18 protein-coding genes are annotated in these 18767 nt (G+C 43.9%); 3 read left to right on the forward strand and 15 right to left on the reverse strand.

What is annotated here, in order from left to right:
* On the forward strand, nt 1-302 hold a 302-nt coding region (locus G519_RS0124205; protein ID WP_029196890.1), incomplete at its 5' end, for an IS630 family transposase.
* A gap of 6 nt (nt 303-308) precedes the next feature.
* Here G519_RS0124205 and G519_RS0124210 read toward each other — a convergent pair.
* From G519_RS0124210 to cymR, 15 genes are all read right to left on the reverse strand, one after another.
* Nucleotides 309-2123 carry a peptidoglycan D,D-transpeptidase FtsI family protein gene (locus tag G519_RS0124210; RefSeq protein WP_029196891.1) on the reverse strand — a complete coding sequence of 605 codons (1815 nt, stop codon included), beginning with the start codon at nt 2121-2123 and terminating at the stop codon, nt 309-311.
* Nucleotides 2124-2264: 141 nt separating this feature from the next.
* Nucleotides 2265-4430 carry a methyl-accepting chemotaxis protein gene (locus G519_RS0124215; RefSeq protein WP_051253643.1) on the reverse strand — a complete coding sequence of 722 codons (2166 nt, stop codon included), beginning with the start codon at nt 4428-4430 and terminating at the stop codon, nt 2265-2267.
* 185 nt (nt 4431-4615) lie between these two features.
* Entirely contained in the window at nt 4616-5887 is a 1272-nt protein-coding gene (locus tag G519_RS0124220) for a peptidase U32 family protein (RefSeq protein WP_029196893.1), read from the reverse strand.
* Nucleotides 5888-5925: 38 nt separating this feature from the next.
* Nucleotides 5926-6855: a peptidase U32 family protein gene (locus G519_RS0124225; RefSeq protein WP_029196894.1), complete on the reverse strand. Its 930-nt coding sequence runs from the start codon at nt 6853-6855 to the stop codon at nt 5926-5928.
* A gap of 46 nt (nt 6856-6901) precedes the next feature.
* Complete coding sequence (gene mltG, locus G519_RS0124230; RefSeq protein ID WP_051253647.1) at nt 6902-7999, reverse strand: endolytic transglycosylase MltG; 1098 nt, start codon at nt 7997-7999, stop codon at nt 6902-6904.
* 127 nt (nt 8000-8126) lie between these two features.
* Complete coding sequence (locus G519_RS0124235; protein ID WP_029196896.1) at nt 8127-8423, reverse strand: DUF1292 domain-containing protein; 297 nt, start codon at nt 8421-8423, stop codon at nt 8127-8129.
* Nucleotides 8420-8728 (reverse strand): DUF1292 domain-containing protein, encoded by a 309-nt coding sequence (locus G519_RS0124240; protein ID WP_029196897.1) that lies wholly within the window; start codon nt 8726-8728, stop codon nt 8420-8422. The genes G519_RS0124235 and G519_RS0124240 overlap by 4 nt, the downstream gene beginning before the upstream one ends.
* Before the next feature lie 6 nt (nt 8729-8734).
* The gene (gene ruvX / locus G519_RS0124245; protein ID WP_029196898.1) at nt 8735-9151 is read right to left on the reverse strand and encodes a Holliday junction resolvase RuvX; all 417 of its coding nucleotides are present in this window, start codon (nt 9149-9151) and stop codon (nt 8735-8737) included.
* Between the two features lie 18 nt (nt 9152-9169).
* Nucleotides 9170-9430, reverse strand: a complete 261-nt coding sequence (locus tag G519_RS0124250; protein ID WP_028555746.1) for an IreB family regulatory phosphoprotein — start codon at nt 9428-9430, stop codon at nt 9170-9172.
* A gap of 112 nt (nt 9431-9542) precedes the next feature.
* Entirely contained in the window at nt 9543-12170 is a 2628-nt protein-coding gene (gene alaS / locus G519_RS0124255) for an alanine--tRNA ligase (RefSeq protein ID WP_029196899.1), read from the reverse strand.
* Between the two features lie 639 nt (nt 12171-12809).
* On the reverse strand, nt 12810-13880 hold the full coding sequence (locus tag G519_RS0124260) for an AI-2E family transporter (RefSeq protein WP_029196900.1): 1071 nt from the start codon (nt 13878-13880) through the stop codon (nt 12810-12812).
* 272 nt (nt 13881-14152) lie between these two features.
* Nucleotides 14153-14356 (reverse strand): hypothetical protein, encoded by a 204-nt coding sequence (locus G519_RS0124265; protein WP_029196901.1) that lies wholly within the window; start codon nt 14354-14356, stop codon nt 14153-14155.
* 7 nt (nt 14357-14363) lie between these two features.
* The gene (locus tag G519_RS0124270) at nt 14364-14885 is read right to left on the reverse strand and encodes a PRC-barrel domain-containing protein (RefSeq protein ID WP_029196902.1); all 522 of its coding nucleotides are present in this window, start codon (nt 14883-14885) and stop codon (nt 14364-14366) included.
* Between the two features lie 28 nt (nt 14886-14913).
* The gene (locus G519_RS0124275) at nt 14914-16062 is read right to left on the reverse strand and encodes a cysteine desulfurase family protein (protein ID WP_029196903.1); all 1149 of its coding nucleotides are present in this window, start codon (nt 16060-16062) and stop codon (nt 14914-14916) included.
* 9 nt (nt 16063-16071) lie between these two features.
* Nucleotides 16072-16491 (reverse strand): cysteine metabolism transcriptional regulator CymR, encoded by a 420-nt coding sequence (gene cymR / locus G519_RS0124280; RefSeq protein ID WP_029196904.1) that lies wholly within the window; start codon nt 16489-16491, stop codon nt 16072-16074.
* Between the two features lie 311 nt (nt 16492-16802).
* Between cymR and mnmA the strand changes: the two genes are divergently transcribed.
* Both mnmA and G519_RS0124290 read left to right on the forward strand, forming a co-directional pair.
* Complete coding sequence (mnmA, locus tag G519_RS0124285; protein WP_029196905.1) at nt 16803-17891, forward strand: tRNA 2-thiouridine(34) synthase MnmA; 1089 nt, start codon at nt 16803-16805, stop codon at nt 17889-17891.
* A gap of 30 nt (nt 17892-17921) precedes the next feature.
* The gene (locus tag G519_RS0124290) at nt 17922-18623 is read left to right on the forward strand and encodes an AlkZ-related protein (RefSeq protein ID WP_051253644.1); all 702 of its coding nucleotides are present in this window, start codon (nt 17922-17924) and stop codon (nt 18621-18623) included.
* Nucleotides 18624-18767 lie beyond the last annotated feature (144 nt).

Below are 18767 nucleotides of genomic sequence, written 5' to 3' on the forward strand. Positions count from 1 at the left end.
TTGTGATTGTGCTTGATAATGCCCGTATTCATCATGCCAAGTTGCTCCAACCTTTTTTGGAGGACCATAGCGAGCGTCTTGAACTCGTATTCTTACCTCCTTATAGTCCAGAGTTGAACTTGGTCGAAGGACTTTGGAAATGGTTGAAGTCTGATGTCATTAATAACGTGTTTTTTCATTCCGTCACCGAGATCCGCAAGAAAGTTGCTGGATTTATGGAAAACATAGCTCTCAATGCTCAAACGGTCATTGATCGTCTCTGTCTTCGCTTGGAAAGCGATCATTTCCCTGAACAATTTTAGTTCAACTTATATAGCGTTTGAGTCGCTTGCCAAAATATCCATAATTCCTTTGAACAATGGGATGGACTTATTGCTCTCGGTTGGATCCATATTTTTAATGACAACAGAAACTGCATATTTCGGTGAATCAACGGGTCCATAACCAATAAACCACTGATTCACCTTTTCTTGTTTACCAGTCTCGAGTTGTGCCGTACCGGATTTTCCAGCAAGCTTCCACTTGGCATCCTTTAAACCTTGCCCTGTTCCATCGGTTACTACTTCTCTCATCCAGTTTACTAATGTTCGACTAGTCGCTGCAGAAACCCGCCCCTCCTTTGAATCTAATAATTGAACAGGAAATTTCTCCATGACACGATCCGTCTGATACCGAACTTCTTGAACGACTCTTGGTGAATAACCCTTTCCGCCATGCAGCAAGGTAACAATCATATTAGACGCCTGCAAAGGGGTCATCCTGACATCTCTTTGACCAATGGCCGTTTGCATAAGCACTCCCTCATCATTATGCGGCGTATGGGCCCCAAACAGCTGTCCGTTCTCCTCTGTATCCAATTGACGGAGCATCTGCTCACTGTCCGTCTTCCCCGTCCAGCCTACTTCATCCAATACACCAAGCTTATGTGCATAGCTTTCTAATTCAGCAGCTGTCAACCGCTGCATCACTTTCGCAAACACAATATTACAGGACTGCGCATAGCCCTGCTCTAGAGTTAAAGGTCCATGTCCGTCTTTCCTCCAGCACGTAAAGCCATATTTCCCAAGGGCGCCTTCACAATTGAAAGTTTCTTTGGGATCAACAACCCCTTTATCCAATGCGGCTGCGGCAACGATAGTTTTGAAAATCGAGCCAGGAGCCGTCGCCTTGAGCGCATAATTGCTCCAATTATTGCTAGCTAGATCGACTTCCGTCTGATCAAAGTTGGGTCTGCTCGCCATCGCGACGATATCGCCTTGTGCCACTTCCTGAACAACCGCCGCACCGTCACGAATATTTAGCTTATCCATAAGGGTTTCAATTCGCTGCTGCACACTTAGATCCAGAGTCGTCACTAATTTGACTGGATAAAAGGTATTGTCTGGTGCAATCATCCGGGCATCTAGGCCAGCCAATGGTCTTTTTCCTGCGTCTGTAAAATAAGAAATAGACGTCTCACCAACGCCTCGAAGCCACAGATCGAACGTTTTCTCAAGGCCCGCACCTCCGATTTTCGAGGTTAACGCAACCTTTCCTTTCTCTAGATCTGCACCGTAGATACTCATCACTCTACCCGGATTTTGCCCAATAAACCCGATCAATTGCCGCGCTGTCATGCCTGACGGATAGCGATCCTCCATCTTCACGACTTTCAAAAAGGGTAAACCGAGGGCATTAATTTGCTCCTCCTGTTGATCACTTAACTCTACCGGTTTCCCCCCCTCAATCGTGCGCCAAACTTGCGGCTCTTTCAAATCACGAGAGAAAGCAACCCACCCAGCTGTATTTGTCCGCAAAATACTAGCCAACTGGTTTATTTGTTGAGGATTACCTTGGTAGTAGCTATTAATAGGAAACGCCACTAGAGCTTTTATGATTTTTCCCGTCATCGGTTTTAGATCACGGTCTAAGATTTCCCCACGCCCGCTTTCCAGTACAAGGGCACGCTGCCTCTGTACGACCGAGTTTTTGACCAAATTAACTCCTCGTGAGGAGTAGCTTTCCGCAGTCGCAATTTGTATCCAAAAAAGCTTGCCAACGATCCCTATAAATAAGAGTAAGATCGTGAGGAGAACAAGAAAAATTCGGCGTTTTTCAAAAGACGATAATTGGTTAATCCTCATGCTAATGACCCCTTTTAACAAACAATGACTACTATTGCTTTCAGTATCGACATTCCCGTTGCTGTACAAACAATAATGATAAACGCAATAAAAAAAAGTCCACCCTCCAATATGGAGAGTGGACTACGTATTCTATGAAGACTATACTTCGAACTTGGATAAAGTGTCGTTCAGCGATTTGGACAGCTGATCCAGCTTGTCCGACAGTTTAACTAAACCGTCGCTGATGCTAAGCTGTTCAGAGCTCAACGAAGCAACTTCCTCCGATGTAGCAAGGGATTCCTCAGCTACGGCGCTGACATTCGTCATGGCATCGGACAGTACAACTTGTGATTGCTCTAGAGTGGAGATTGAATCACTTACCGTACTTAGCTGTGTAATGAAACCGCCCATGTGGTTCGTTACTTGTTTGAAGATCGTGTCGGCTTCTTTTACAGCTAATATTTGTTCTTGGAAAATTGGTGTTGCCGTCGAAAGCACTTTCACAGTCTCATCGATTTCTTTCGTGATGGTTTCAGTAATTTGACCTACGACATCAATGGATTGTCTGGATTGATCCGCTAGTTTTCGAATCTCATCTGCAACTACCATGAAGCCTTTACCGGCTGCACCAGCACGTGCGGCCTCAATTGTCGCATTCAAAGACAAAATATTCGTTTGCTTCGTCATATTATTCAGAACATCCAGAATCTTACGAATGGAACGAGTACTGTCTTTCAAATTATCGACTTTATCAACCATCGAGCGGATCATTTCTTCTGTCAGGTTCGTTTTCGAAATAAGTTCAGTCATATACTTCGTTCCTTGCTCACTGGAGCTTTGAACATCCGCAGCAGCTGTTCCCATCTCGAGGTTAGCTTCGATTACCTGCTTCATTTGCTCGCCAATATGATAAGTCAACTCATTGCCTCGCTCCGACTCCGTCGCCAATCCTCCGGCACCATTGGAAATCTCATCTGTCGCCACCGCAATTTCTCTTGCAGCTGTAGCCGTTACCTTCGAGGAATTCGTTAACTCTTGTGCTGTTTCGGAAACAGCCCTAGCAGAAGTGCTTGTTTGTTGAACCAAGGTAGTAATCTGCTGCATCATCACGTCAAAGCTGGCACCTAGTTGTCCAATTTCATCTTGCGAATTGTAGTTCGCACGCACGGTAAGCTTTCCTTTAGCACCTTGCTGCATCAAATTACGCAGATTAATCAAAGGACGTCCGATTATTCTAGCTACGAATAATCCGATTAGTACTGCAGCTATTGCCGCAAACAAGGCGATTAGAAGCGTATAGTTGAAGATTTTCTTAGCATCCTTTACAAGTGAGCTCACAGGTATATCGCCAACTAGATTCCAACCGGATACGGCCGATTTATAATAGGCAACCATGTGATCGTCTTTTGTTGTAAAAGAACCGTGTTCTTCATCTAGCTGTTCTTTCGTCAGTTTGATGTCAGAATCTTTTTCTAGTTCCGAAATTTCTTTATTAGCTATGTATTTATTCCCTGCATTCGTTATGACAACCTTACTATCATCGCCTAATGACATCCCAGTTAGCTCTTTAGTCAGTAGATCTGTATTAAGCTCTATGAGAAGAATGGCTGATGTGGAATTCGTAAGTGTATTTCTCATCACACGACCAATGGCAAATGTGTTGGACGAGCTGCTGGAATACCCTTTGACTTTACTATCTAACCAAGTCACTTTTCCACCGTTCTCAACAATCTTCTTAAACCAATCATTCGTTCTTGAATTGTCACTAAATGCCGTTCCTCCAGAACCTGTAATGACAATCAGTTTACCATCAGGTCTGTAAAGATGTAGCGTTTTAATTGCTTTGTTCGAGAAAGTCACCACATTCAATTTCTCTGTCAATTGACGAGTAACGTCAAGAGCTTCGTAAGAAGATGGATCTAAGTTAGGAATTGACCCTAGCAAATCCTGCAGTTCCTTGTTAAGCATAATTTGCAGAGATACTTCATCAAAAGTTTGATAAAGGAAATCTAGTTTTTGTCCGGCCTGTGTTACGGTTTGTAGACTGGATTCAGACACTTTGTTCTTAATCACATTTTTCGATACCGTGTAAGAAATCATTCCCACAGTAAGGACGAAAAAGAGAATGCTTACAAAAAACATTAAAAACAGCTTCATACCCACGGATTTAACAGGGTTTTCTACCTTGACTTGCTTCATTTCTTTAAAAGCAATCGAACCCATTTGCTTAGATTTCTTGCTTGCCACACCTACAATACGCCCCCATGGAACATTACGAATTGCTTGAACTACTTTGTCTAAAATACTTTGAAGTTTCTCTTTCATTTTGTCACCGCCATTAGTTTCTACTTCCTACAAATACCATACTTTTGAACTAGAATGTAAAGGGTTCACTTTACGTTTTTTAATAATTTCGACATAGTTTACCATTATCCTTCAAAATCCGATATAAAATAATAAAAAAGAAACTTCCTCCAATATAACTGAGTCTGGAGGAAGTTTCCATGGTACTATTTTCCTGTTTTCTTTCGCATCATATCCCATTTTTTTACAGGTTTTTCCGTTTGTAATTTGATCAATTGAAGTGGATGTCTAGCTGCATCTAACTCTTGGCCATCTTCATTTCGTATAATGCCAACCATTTGCTTAAAATGCGTACCATCCGGCCCGAAAAATTCAATTTCTTGGCCAGGCTTGAAATGATTTCTTTGCTGTATGAGCGCCGTACCCGATTCAGCATCATACCCCATTACCAGACCAACAAAATCAAATCCAACGACTTTATCCTCTGGCTCAAAAATATGATCCTTATGTCCAGGTGCTTCATAGAAGAAACCGGTGTTCAAAGGTCGGTTTGCCGCTTTATATATTTCATCCTGCCACACAGGATTGACCTCGAAATGCTCTGGATCTTCAAAGTAAGAATCAATGGCTTGGCGATAAGCATTAACTACCGTAGCCACATAATGGATGCTCTTCATCCTGCCTTCAATCTTGAAGCTATCTACGCCGGATTCGATCATCTCTGCAATATGTTCAATCATGCTCAGATCCTTCGAACCCATCGTGAAAGCATCATCTTCCTCGCCAAACATAGGCAAATCCGTGGCCAAAGGAGCAGAGAGAGGTTGATCCTTGGCAAATAAATCGTACTTCCAGCGGCATGATTGCGAGCAGCCGCCGCGATTGGAATCGCGATCAGTGAAATGATTAGAAAGCACGCATCTGCCCGAGTACGAGCTGCACATTGCCCCATGTATGAAGGCTTCAATTTCTACATCAACATGAGCTTTAATCTCATCAATTTCTTCCATGCTGACTTCGCGGGCTAGAACAACTCGCTCAATGCCCTGATCCTTCCAAAACTTCACGGTTTGCCAGTTCATAACGGATTGCTGAGTGCTCACATGAACCTCCAGCTTAGGCGCTACTCTTCTGCACGTTTCCATAATAATTGGATCAGCGGCAATAATAGCAGAAATCCCAACCTCTTGAAGTCCTCTCAAATAATCATCAAGGCCATCTATATCCTCATTATGAGCATAAATATTCGTTGCTACGAAAACTTTTGCCCCGTATTGATTGGCAAACTCTACGGCTTCGCGCATTTCCTCCAGTGAAAAGTTGTCCGCGTTTGATCGGAGACCATACTTCTGACCACCGATGTAAACCGCATCTGCGCCGTAATGGATCGCAAATTTCAGCTTCTCTAAACTGCCTGCCGGAGCCAGTAATTCCGGCTTGTTAAGCCTAACACGTTTTCCTCTAGCACGGGCTTCTATGGCTGTCGTCGTCACGAAAACGCACCTTCTTTCCTCTATCAATATACCTGTTCTTTGTAGAAAAACCCATATGACAATTCACGTTCAGGATCTTGCAGCTTAACTATCGCATCCAGCCATTCCTGTTGAAAGCTATATCCTTCAGGATCAGCAGCATAAGCATCGATTACAGCCCGGTAGCTTCTCACAACCGTTTCGTTATACAGAGAAGATTTCAAAAGACCTTCGATTTTCAAGCTATCTATGTGACCATCCATAAGCTCAGGTAAATTTTCCAGCATACAGATATCTTCTGAACTCATGATGTGCGTGCCATTGCTATCTTCGTATACAGGGTAACGCTGATCGCGGCGTTCGTGTTCAATGAGGAAAAGCCCTCGCTCGATGGAACGATCCTGGTTGGCTGCCTCTTTCCCTTGATGCTCGATATAATTTTTCACAAGCTCACGCTTAGAGTGATAAATATTGGTGATGCCATGCACTTGTACTTCAACAGCCAACTCGGCTTTCTCTTTAAAAGCCAAAACCTGCTCCATATTTAGTTCTCTGGCTAGTACCACACGGGCAGCTCCTTGCTTAGCCCAATAGTTCGCAGTCGCATAATTGGTTGATGTCATCTCTGCATTCCAATGCAGCGCTAGGGGCTTAGGTAAACGACGGGCAGTCATAAGTACCGCTGGATCACCGAAAATGACAGCATCCACACCGTATTCCTGTAATTTAGCGAAATAATCAAACAGCCCCTCGAGGGCATTATTGTCGAAAATATTGTTTACTGCAACATATACTTTAGCCTTCTGTTCATGTGCCCAGGACACAGCTTCCTGCATTTCATCCAGCTTCACTTCTCCAGGCAGTCGCATGCCGTAGCGCTCTTCGCCAATAATAACCGCATCCGCGCCTGCTTCGATTAATCTTTTCAGTTCTGCCACAGTGCTGCAGCTTACTACTAACTCTGGTTTTTTCAATTGCTTACCCTACCTTCTGTCAGCTTCCTATCAAATGGTCGTATTCCTAATTCGCAGCCTTCTTGCTTTCTGCAATATTCTTCTTATGCTCTTCAAAAGTTTCTGCAAACAAATGCCCTTTGGTTCCATCCTTCTTAGTTACATAAAATAAATACTTCGTCTCTTCCGGATAAATAGCTGCTTTCATCGAAGCTAGACTCGGACTAGCGATGGGTCCCGGTGGCAACCCTGTGTTTAGATACGTATTATAAGGACTTTGTATTTGTAAATCCTTTTCCAGCAATCTCTCTTTGGACTTATCGAATAAATATTGTACAGTTGCATCAATTTGCAGGGGCATATTCTTCTTCAACCGGTTCTGAATAACGCCGGATACAAGTGCACGCTCTTCATTCACAACCACTTCACGCTCTATTAAAGAGGCAATGGTTAACATCTGATGTACGGTAAGTCCGCGCTCCTTGAGCTTGTCCTTCCAGTCTGGCGGAAGAGTTGCCAGCTTCTTATCCAGCTGCTGCAGTGTTCGCTCAATGAAATCTTGTTCCGTTGAGTCCTTCTTAAACTCATATGTTTCTGGGAACAAATACCCTTCGAGACGATGCTTGATGCTTTTATTATCAGGAATCGTTGCGATCGCTTCTCCCTTTAAACCAGCAGGCGCATCCGCCATTTGTAGAAAAACTTCCTTTTTCCATGGAGTCTGCTCACTTAATTTGGCTGCAATCTGATCAATGGTATAGCCCTCAGGGATCGTAATACGGATGACTTCTTCCTTCACGGTCTCCCCTCTATTCAGCTTATTAATCATTTCTTCAAATGTCATGCCCGGTTTCATACTGTACTCGCCTGCTTGAAGTCTGGAGCCCAGTTTCTTCACCTTTAAATAATACGTAAAAATCGTAGAATTTTTTATAAGTCCCTTCGTCTCAAGTTCCTTGGCGATTTGCAAAGATCCCGCGCCTTGTGGAATTGAAACTCTTACTTCTTGCTCTGAAGCAGCTACAGGCTGGAGGGCACTACCGATATACAATCCGATGCCGCCTGCAGTTCCAATGATAATGAGCAGCAATAGTCCAAAGATTAGAAGGATGAGCTTAAGCTTACTTCGTCTAGGCTTATTCTGTTCATTCTCTTGTTCAAGCATGTTGTTCACAATAATCCTCCTAAAAGTTTTCGTGAGAAAACTAGCATCGTAAGCATAAACTTAGTTTTGCTTTATACCCCAAAGCAAACAAAAACGAGCGGATGCGCTCCGCTCGGTTGTATGCTTCTTACAATTCATCCTCTTTTGGAAATACCATCTCGTCGTAGAGCTCCGAAACGGTTTCCCATTCATCGTCGTCCTCGATAGTTTCCAATTCATACTGCCCATCGCTATCTGTCGTCACTCGGAAAACAGCAACCTCGTCTTCCTTCTTGAGCTCATCGGATTGCAGAACAGCATACGTATAATTTCCATAAACGAATTCTTTAAGAAGATGATACACCGTTGATTCATTTTGCTCATCAAACAAAATAATATCATCCCCGTAAGTTTTGCGCAATACGTCAGAAGGCGTCGTACTCATGCCTCTTCTTCCTCATCGAATTCTGCCATTAAGGTGTTGAATGTTTCTTCAACAATATTCCATTCTTCTTCATCCTCGATGGTGAACAGCTTCAAATCCTCGCCTTCATCATCCTCTTCATAGCGAAATGCGTAAACTTCATCGGATTCTTCATCTCCGCCGTCAGTCGGCACTACCATCATGTACTTCTTATCTGAACCGTCCACTTCGAATTTCATGATAACCTCGAACTCTTCTTCGTTGCCTTCATCGTCCGGGATGTAAATGATTTCTGGTTGTTCTTCATTCAATTCTTCTTTGGACATGTTCGTTCACCTCTTCATATTGGCATCCATGTAACCTTGTAGAATGAGCTGTGCGGCCATTTTATCAATAACCTGCTTGCGTTTCTTCCGACTCACATCAGCTTCTAGAAGTGTACGTGTAGCAGCTACGGTCGTTAACCGCTCATCCCACAAGTGTACAGGTACACTTAGTTTTTGCTCTAATTCTTGCGAAAATGCGATAGCAAGTTCGCCGCGTGGCCCAATTGTATTGTTCATATTTTTGGGTAAGCCTACCACGATTTGAGTAACACCATACTGTTTGACAATGGCCTCCAGCCGAGCGATGTCTTCTCCAGGCTTACGACGATGTATGACTTCAAGCCCTTGAGCCGTCCAACCCAGCTCGTCGCTCATTGCAACACCAATCGTTTTGTCCCCATAATCCAAGCCTATCCATCTCATGCCGGTTCTCTTTTCCTTCTATTTGTGTTGACCTAGATAAGCACGAACTAATTCTTCAATGAGTTCGTCCCGTTCCCGTTTACGAATGAGGCTCCGAGCATTGTTATGCCGTGGAATATAGGCAGGATCTCCGGAAAGCAAGTACCCGACAATCTGGTTGATCGGATTATACCCTTTTTCCTGAAGAGCATCGTACACCGCTAATAACACGTCTTTGGGCGATGTCTCAATTTCTTCTGCCTTTACGTTAAACTTCATCGTTTTATCCATGGAACTCATCAGGAGCACCTCACTTTCCTTGTGATACCTTTGTAAATTAATTGAAAATCAATCCATGTATACTGGTTATATTCTCTATGGGTTTAAAAATTCCTGTCCCACAGAAAAATAATTATGCAAATTGGGAAAGAAGTCCTTCAACTCCGGACAATGCAGCTTGCAATTTGGATGCATCCTTACCGCCTGCTTGCGCCATATCCGGGCGACCACCTCCGCTGCCGCCAACAGCCTGAGCTACTTCTTTAATGATTTTACCAGCGTGGAAGCCTTTAGTCACAAGATCTGGCGTGACAGCAGCTACCAAATTGACTTTGTCATCCGCAACTGCTCCGAGTACGATAACAGCGGAACCTAGCTTCGTCTTCATCTCATCCACAATATTGCGAAGTGAATCCATATCCGCTGCATTGACTTGTGCAGCCAGCACCGAAACCCCAGCAATTTGCTTCACTTGGTCTGTAAGAGAACCCGCTTCGATTCGCCCAAGCTTGCTGCGCAGCGACTCGTTTTCACGCGCCAGTTCCTTCACTTGCTGAAGCGTAGCTTCCACACGTTTAGGTACATCGTGAATATTTGATTTGAGCAAGCCCGCAGATTCCTTCAGTAATTGTAATTGCTGATCAAGATATTCATACGCGCTCCGACCAGACACCGCTTCGATCCGGCGAACACCTGACCCGATACCGGACTCGCTGACGATTTTGAATAAGCCAATTTGACCCGTATTCTGAACGTGGCAGCCGCCGCACAGCTCTAAGCTGTAATCGCCAACTTGCACAACGCGAACGATATCACCGTACTTCTCGCCGAACAACGCCATAGCTCCCATGGCTTTCGCGTCAGCGATTGCTTTGAGTGAAATATCTACATTCGTGTTGTTCCAAATCTGACGGTTCACACGCTGCTCTACATCCTGCAGCTCTTCACTGCTAATGCTTCCGAAATGCGAGAAGTCAAAGCGCAATCGGTCAGGTTCAACCAAAGAACCCGCTTGGTTAACATGCGTTCCAAGCACTTCCTTAAGCGCTTTGTGCAGCAAATGTGTAGCTGTATGGTTCTTAATGATGTCCCCACGTTCAGCGGCAGCAACAATAGCTTCTACCGAATCACCTTTACGCAGAACACCCGACACAACAAGAACTTTGTGAACGTGCTGGCCATGAGGCGCTTTGATAACATCTTCAACCTTCAAAGACACTTGGTTACTTCTAATTATACCATAATCACTGACCTGACCGCCGCTTTCAGCGTAGAAAGGAGTGCGATCCAATACGACCTGACAGGTCTCACCAACTCCGACGATGTCAACGAGTTCGTTCTCATGAACGATCGCCACGATACTAGCAGTAACTACCAATTCATTATAACCAACAAATTCGCTTTTAATCGTCAATTCAGACAGCGGTCCACCTTGAACCTTCATGCCGCCTTCTTTATGACTGGCCGCTCTAGCACGGTCACGCTGTTCCTGCATGGAAGCATCAAACCCTGCACGGTCAACCGTTAGACCCTTCTCAGAAGCAAAATCCTCGGTCAAATCGAAGGGGAAGCCATACGTATCATACAGTTTGAAAGCGTCCGGTCCGCTGATCTGATTCGTGCCTGCTTGACGTGTTTTTTCTACCATCTCAGCTAAAATGATCAAACCATCGCTTAACGTTTCATGGAAACGCTCCTCTTCGGTTCGGATGACCTTCTCGATAAATTCTCGTTTATCTACAACTTCCGTGTAGTAAACACCCATGATTTCTCCAACAGTAGGCACGAGCTTATGAAGGAATGGCTTATCAAGTCCAAGTACTTTGCCGTATCGTACAGCGCGTCGCAGCAATCGGCGGATCACATAACCGCGTCCTTCATTAGAAGGCAGCACGCCATCTCCAACCGAGAAAGCAACGGTGCGGATATGGTCAGCGATGACTTTAAGGGCAACATCGTGTTCATCGTTCACATGATATTTCACACCCGTAAGCTCACATGTTTTATCAATAATCGGCTTAAATAAATCCGTGTCAAAGTTCGAGTCAACATCTTGCAGAATCGAAGCGAACCGTTCTAATCCTGCACCAGTATCAATATTTTTGTTAGGGAGCGGTGTGTAGCTGCTGTCCTTATTATGGTTGAATTGCGTAAACACAAGGTTCCAAACTTCTAGGAAACGCTCATTTTCCCCGCCTGGCCAGCATTCCGGATCAGACAAATCACCGTATTTATCACCGCGATCATAGAAGATCTCTGTACAAGGACCACATGGACCCTCGCCAATATCCCAGAAATTATCTTCTTTGAGCTTATAAATACGCTCTTCAGGTATACCAATTTGTTTGTTCCAAATTTCAAAAGCTTCCTCATCATCTTCATGCACCGTAACAGAAATGCGATTCGGATCAAAGCCGATCCACTGCGGATCCGTCAAAAACTCCCAAGCCCAAGGAATAACTTCTTGTTTAAAGTAGTCTCCGATGGAGAAATTCCCCAGCATCTCAAAGAATGTATGATGTCGGCGTGTTTTACCTACATTTTCAATATCATTGGTACGAATACATTTTTGGGCATTCGTAATCCGTGGATTTTCAGGAATTTCGCGTCCATCCAAATACGGTTTTAAAGGAGCAATCCCCGCATTAATCCACAGCAGGGATGGGTCGTTATGTGGGACGAGCGAAGCGCTTGCCTCAACCTTATGCCCTTTACTTGCAAAAAACTGCAGCCACTTGGAACGTATTTCACTTGCTTTCATCTTGTTCAAGCCTCCATATTTATCAATTGTTTGAAAAACAAACAAAAAACGCCCCTGTAACATACAGGGACGAATAATCGCGGTACCACCCTGGTTATTGTATTCGGCTCACCCTTGCTTACAGCAAGAGGAAACAAACGCAATCTCCTTGTGCGGATTTGTAACGGGTCCAACCGGTGGAGTTCATCCACACTCCGAAACGAGCTTTGGGCCATCCTAGCACCGAAAGGTTCTTCCAGCCGCTACTTGCAGTAACACTGCTCTAGCGGAACCTTCTCTCTGACGATGGACTATGGCTTACTAAAGTTTCATCAACGCTTTCAATTCAGATATAGATAAGGCAAATTATAACTTTATGCTAGTACCCTGTCAATATTCATGTAAAGCTTTGGGCTTGAATTTCCAAAAATCATAATTGACAATCATTCTCAACAGAATTATAATTGGTTTAGTGATAATGATTTTCATTATCGAACGAAGACATATAGTAAGCTATCTTATACTTATTCCGTAGCCCATTCGTTGGTTTACGCATGGCCACACCTTTCATATCCTCAACCCTCGTGCAGAACCCCTCTGAACCATGATCCCGCAAGTCATGGCTCAGAGGGGTTCTGTGCGTCCATTCCTAATAAAATCTCATGTTGTAGGCTTATGAACATAGTGAAGGAAAACATGTTGAATGATAACCTTCATGACGGCAAAGAAAGGCACAGCCAATATCAATCCCACAATACCCGCCACTTCCCCGCCTACAAGCAATGCGAAAATGATAAACAACGGATGCATATGCAGCGTTCTTCCTACCACCTGGGGGGAGATGACGTTGCCTTCGAGAATTTGCACAGCTAAATTAATAAGCGCTACGAATAACAACATTTTCAGAGAGATCGTTGATGCCATTATGATTGCCGGCGCTGCCCCAAAAAAAGGGCCCAAGTAAGGGATTATATTAAACACCGCCACAACGCTAGCCAGCAGCAAAGCATATGGCATGCCAATAAGCCAATACCCCAAATAGGCAAGAACTCCTATAATCACGCAAACCAACAGTTGACCCCGGATATAATTACCGAGAGCAGTGTCAATATCAATGAGCAATTTGATTGTTTTCTTACGATGCTCACGCGGCACAATAGCCAGGGCTGTTTTCTCAATAATTTGAAAATCCTTTAAGATATAAAATGCCACAAACGGTACGATAAAAGCGATGAACAGCATATTGATGGTATTTCCAATCTGATTCATGTAATTCGAGATAGCCATGGAAATGCTATTTTCCAGTTTCGTAAGTGAATGATTAAATCCATTGCGCACACTGTCGGGCAGCAGTTGATTTTGATTAAAGCCATCTACAATCGACTGCGCACGCATAGCCATTTGCGGCATATGCTCATTCAGTTCCGCTATTTGGGACACAAACATCGGTGTCATATTCATGATAATAACGGTCAAAGATGAGAGAAAGACACTATAAATAAGCAGCACAGCAATGGTTCTTGGCACTTTCCGCTGGTTAAGAATATTCACGATCGGGTTTAAAATGTACGAAATAATCACAGCTATAAAAAATGGCGTCAAGATAGCTTTAATAAAGGTAAAAACGCTGAACATGATAGGCTTAATTTGCAGCAGCATATATAAGCTTGCCAGAATAAGAAGGAGGTAGACAAGCCCAACAAACCATTTATTTTTCCAAAAACGTTCCATTCACTTCACCTCTGTTAATCCAAATAACATACGCTCATACAGTATATGTACAACCCGTCCAAATTAACCCGTTACATCATGAGCTAAACAATGAGAAAACCTCTATCGAGGCCATTCAAGGATGAGCGACCGCGTTAAGAGGTAGGTTTTATCGCCAATATGAAAGCGGTTTTCGCTAACCGAAAACTTATACTTTCCTATGTGGAAAAAAAACGCTATTTCTTAAGCGCCGCTGCGCTTAAAAAATAACGTTTTGTAATGTGTATTAACGATTAATTGGCATGTTCATGGACTTGAGGAATTTCTTCCTCAAAAAACAAATCATCCAAAGAACTCAACGTACCGTCTTCCTCTACTTGATACACGGACATTTTATCTCCGTTAACGCTGAGTTCAATAAAGCAACCCCAGCAGTAGAATTGATGGGAACCGATTTTTCCAATATCTTTGGAATTACAGTTTGGACAACGCATAATGCTCACCCTATTCTTCTTTGGATACGAAGAGTTCTTCTACTTCCTGAGCGCAATGTACAGGCACTATGATGGCATCTTCCCCTTTGGTTGCCGACGCCGGCAAGGGAAGCCATCTTCGCCCTTCCTTTAAATCAGAAATAAACCCTTCGGACAATTCATAACCTACTATTTGTTTACCCCAATTCTGGTTTAAATAAACATCTTCTACCACGCCTAATTTGTGCCCTCCCACCGTAATGACGGGAAGACCTTTAATTTTGCGGCTTCCTTCAAGAAAAGCATGACACTCTTCCACATGCTCAAACTCGCGAATGACAGTTTCGTTCGGTATGGTAATGGCATCTTCTCCGGCTGCGACGATTCCCTCCCACGGTATGTAACGTAAGGAGGAGAACCAATTCTTCACTTCGAGCATGATACCTCGTATGTTCCAATCAGGGCCTACCAACAAATCTTTAACTTGACCTATTTGTTTACCAGAATCTACCGTTAGAACGGGAAGTCCGATCAAATCATGCGCTTTGCGCAAGTTTTATTCCTCCTAGAACCACCCGGTACTATATAGTACGCAACCGTTTGACAATGGTTGAAATTTTCTGGGCAGCTGTTTCGATTTGTTCTTTAGAATTCCCCATTCCAAAGCTAAATCGAACCGCGGAGGCTGTAACATTTTCTGGGAGCTTCATGGCTTGTAAGACATGCGATACTTCAAGTGAGCCTGACGTACATGCAGAACCGCTTGCAGCGGCTACTTCTTCTAAATCAAGATTCATAAGAAGTGTTTCTGTTGAGACACCCGGAAAGCTGATGTTCAGAATATGCGGGATATACTGTTCCTTGTGGCCATTAATCGTAAAGCTATCCATGCCTAATTGCTGCTCAAGTATACTTATCATAAGCCCTCGAAACTCAGTAACTTTGGATTGCATGCTGTCCATCATTGGGAGAGTAACTTCCACAGCTTTGGCAAAGCCTGCAATTGCTGCTACATTCTCCGTACCTGCGCGGCGCTTTCTCTCCTGAGAACCACCATAAACGTGAGGTGTCAACCTCGTGTTCTTCGATACATATAGGGCGCCTGCACCTTTGGGTCCGTATATCTTATGAGCCGAGAAACTCATTAAATCAACAGGAAGTTCACGAACATTCAGCGGCAGTTTACCTAAAGCTTGCACCGCATCTACATGAAAAGGAATTTGCCGGCTCCGCGCTAGTTGACCAACTTGCTCGATCGGTTGAATCGTCCCCACTTCATTATTCACATACATCATGGAAATGAGTGCTGTATCAGGTCGGATAGCCGCTTCCACATCTTCTATTTGAATAAGACCGGTCGGACCTACTGGAAGGTAAGTCACCTCGTATCCGAGGCTCTCCAATCGCTCACAGGGATGCAAAACAGCATGATGTTCGATCTCCGTCGTAATGATATGCTTCTTGCCATCCTTGTTCGCATTCATGATCCCGAAGATCGCCATGTTATTGCTTTCGGTCCCTCCGCTTGTAAAAATAAGCTCAGCAGGTAAACAGCCTAACGATTTCGCCATAGAATCACGAAACCGGTTGAGTGCGGTTCTAGTAGCTCTGCCGAAGCTGTGAGTACTCGAAGGATTACCAAAAAAGGCTGTATAGAAGGGAAGCATCGCTTCCAATACTTCAGGATGCACAGGTGTAGTCGCTGCATGATCAAGATAAATGGGATTCATAGGACACCCTTAAATGTAAAACATATAGTTGTCGTTCTTGCCTTGATCTTCGAAAGAAATCAAGTTCGCAAGTGTAGTAGAATCTAGCACGTCTGCAATACTATCGCGAATTCGAATCCACAGATCACGCTTAGCCGGATCATCTTCCTCCGTAAAATCGACAGGACTAATTGGTCCTTCTAATACACGAATAACTTCGCCTGCCGTTACGAGTTCAGCGGATTTTGAGAGAATATATCCACCGTAAGCGCCACGAATACTTTTGACTAATCCTGCATTGCGAAGCGGAGCTACAAGTTGTTCCAGATAATGCTCGGAAAGCTGATGCTTTTCGGCAATACTTTTGAGTGAAGTCGGTCCTTCACCAAATCGATTGGCCAGCTCCATCATGATCGTTAAACCATAGCGGCCTTTTGTAGAAATTTTCAAAGTTACACCTCATTCAACATTATATGCCATCAAGGAGTCTGATCAATATTGCTAAAACTTCGTTTGCCTACCATCTATATTATCCACGTTCAGACACAATTGGTCTTCCCTATCTTGGTACACAGCGTTTCCATTTTTCGCAAAAACATTCCTAAACATCCGTATATCGTATATATGGTATCATAAATTCCTTGTTCTGTGGGGGAAAAACAATGACATTCTCATGAAATATTTTAATTTTGAACAATAGAGAGGTATAATAGGAAGAGTTTTAAATAATGTCCCACAAGATAGAAAAGAGGTTCACAGCTATGAGTAAAAAAACACGTGTCATATTGGGAATGTCCGGAGGTGTCGATTCTTCGGTTGCTGCGCTGTTGCTTAAGGAACAGGGCTACGAGGTAATTGGCATTTTCATGAAAAATTGGGACGATACCGATGAGTTCGGCCATTGTACCGCAGAAGAAGATGCAGAGGATGTTAGAAGAGTGTGCGATCAGCTCGACATCCCTTTCTATACAGTTAATTTCGAAAAGCAATATTACGACAAAGTTTTCGCCTATTTCTTGGACGAGTACACCAAGGGCCGCACGCCAAATCCGGATGTGATGTGTAACCGAGAAATTAAATTCGGGGAATTGCTTCAGAAAGTCATTGATTTAGGCGGGGACTACATTGCAACAGGTCACTATGCACAAGTGAAAGAGCAAGATGGTGAATATGTGCTTTTGCGTGGTAATGATGCTAACAAAGATCAAACGTATTTCCTTAACGTGCTCAATCAGCAGCAGCTGTCCAAAGCCATGTTTCCGATTGGCCACCTGCCGAAGCCAAAGGTTCGTGAAATTGCGGAAGCAGCAGGTCTAGCTACAGCGAAGAAGAAAGACAGCACAGGAATTTGCTTCATCGGCGAACGAGACTTTAAAGAGTTCCTCAGCCAATACTTGCCTGCTAAACCCGGCAATATGGTCGATATTCGTAACGGTGAAGTCAAAGGCCGTCACGATGGCTTAATGTATTATACCCTTGGCCAAAGACAAGGACTTGGTATTGGCGGTTCAGGCTCAGGCGAGCCGTGGTTCGTTGTAGATAAAGATTTGGAAAGCAACCAACTGCTTGTTGTTCAAGGTGAGCAATACCCAGGATTATATTCTAAAGGCTTAACAGCCACAGATGTGAACTGGATATCATCGAGCAGACCTGTGGGCGCATATGCCTGCACAGCCAAATTCCGTTACCGTCAGCCAGACCAGGGCGTAGCACTTACGTTTATGGAGGATGGGACATGTGAAGTTGTCTTCGATAAACCACAAAAAGCCGTAACGCCAGGTCAATCCGTCGTTTTCTATGATGGAGACGTGTGTTTAGGCGGCGGAGTTATTGATAAGGTTCATAAATAAGTTTGATCAGCGGATATAGGAACAGAAAGGATGATCATATTGGTTAAAGTGAATGAGGTTGGTTGGAAAGCCGCTGCTTATGAGGATGTTACGAAGATCATGAAAGAGGTCGGTATTCTCCCTCTCTCTTCATTCATACCAGATCATCCTTCACTTGAATCTATAACTTCGCAAGAACAATGGCATACAGGGCTAGAGACAGACCCTTGGTTATGGCGAGATCGTCTTCCTGGCGACGGCATTGCCGCTTATGGCCGCTTTTTTGCAAAGAAGCCCATGTTGATTTCTGCTGAGCTCTTTCCATTAGTTAAGAATTTGTTAGACGAGCCTTATTCGGTTGAGGAACGTTACGCAGATGGGGAGCTTCCCAAATCAGCTGTCGAGCTTTTTCAAGCGGTTGAGGAGAATGAAGGCATCGATGTTAAGGAGCTTCGTTCCAAAATCGGAATGAAAGCCAAGGAGTCGAAAAATGAATTCGACCGAGCTCTGATAGAACTACAAAGCAAAACAGATATCGTCATAGCTGGTATAAGTGAACGCCTGAATGCCAATGGCACCAAGAACGGCTGGAACAGCACCTGCTATATGACTGCCGAGCATTGGATGGAGCTTCATGGGATTAAGGCCAATACACTTCCAACTCCGGAAGCGAAAAGCCAACTCAGAGCGTTGCTTCAAGAACGGTTTAGTGCTGCCGCGGGTGTTTATTTGGGTAAGGTTTTTAAATTATAGAAATGATCACTTATAGGAGCCCTCAGGGCTCTTATTTCTGTTCGCTAGCGCTGTCACCAGCAAACATATAAAGCGGCATTCTTGTAGAAATTACCGCTTACCTTTCAAGTATGCAGGCTTAATTCTAAGCATAGGATAATCGCG

Source organism: Paenibacillus alginolyticus DSM 5050 = NBRC 15375, assembly GCF_000422905.1.
In the GTDB taxonomy this organism is placed as follows: Bacteria; Bacillota; Bacilli; order Paenibacillales; family NBRC-103111; genus Paenibacillus_E; species Paenibacillus_E alginolyticus.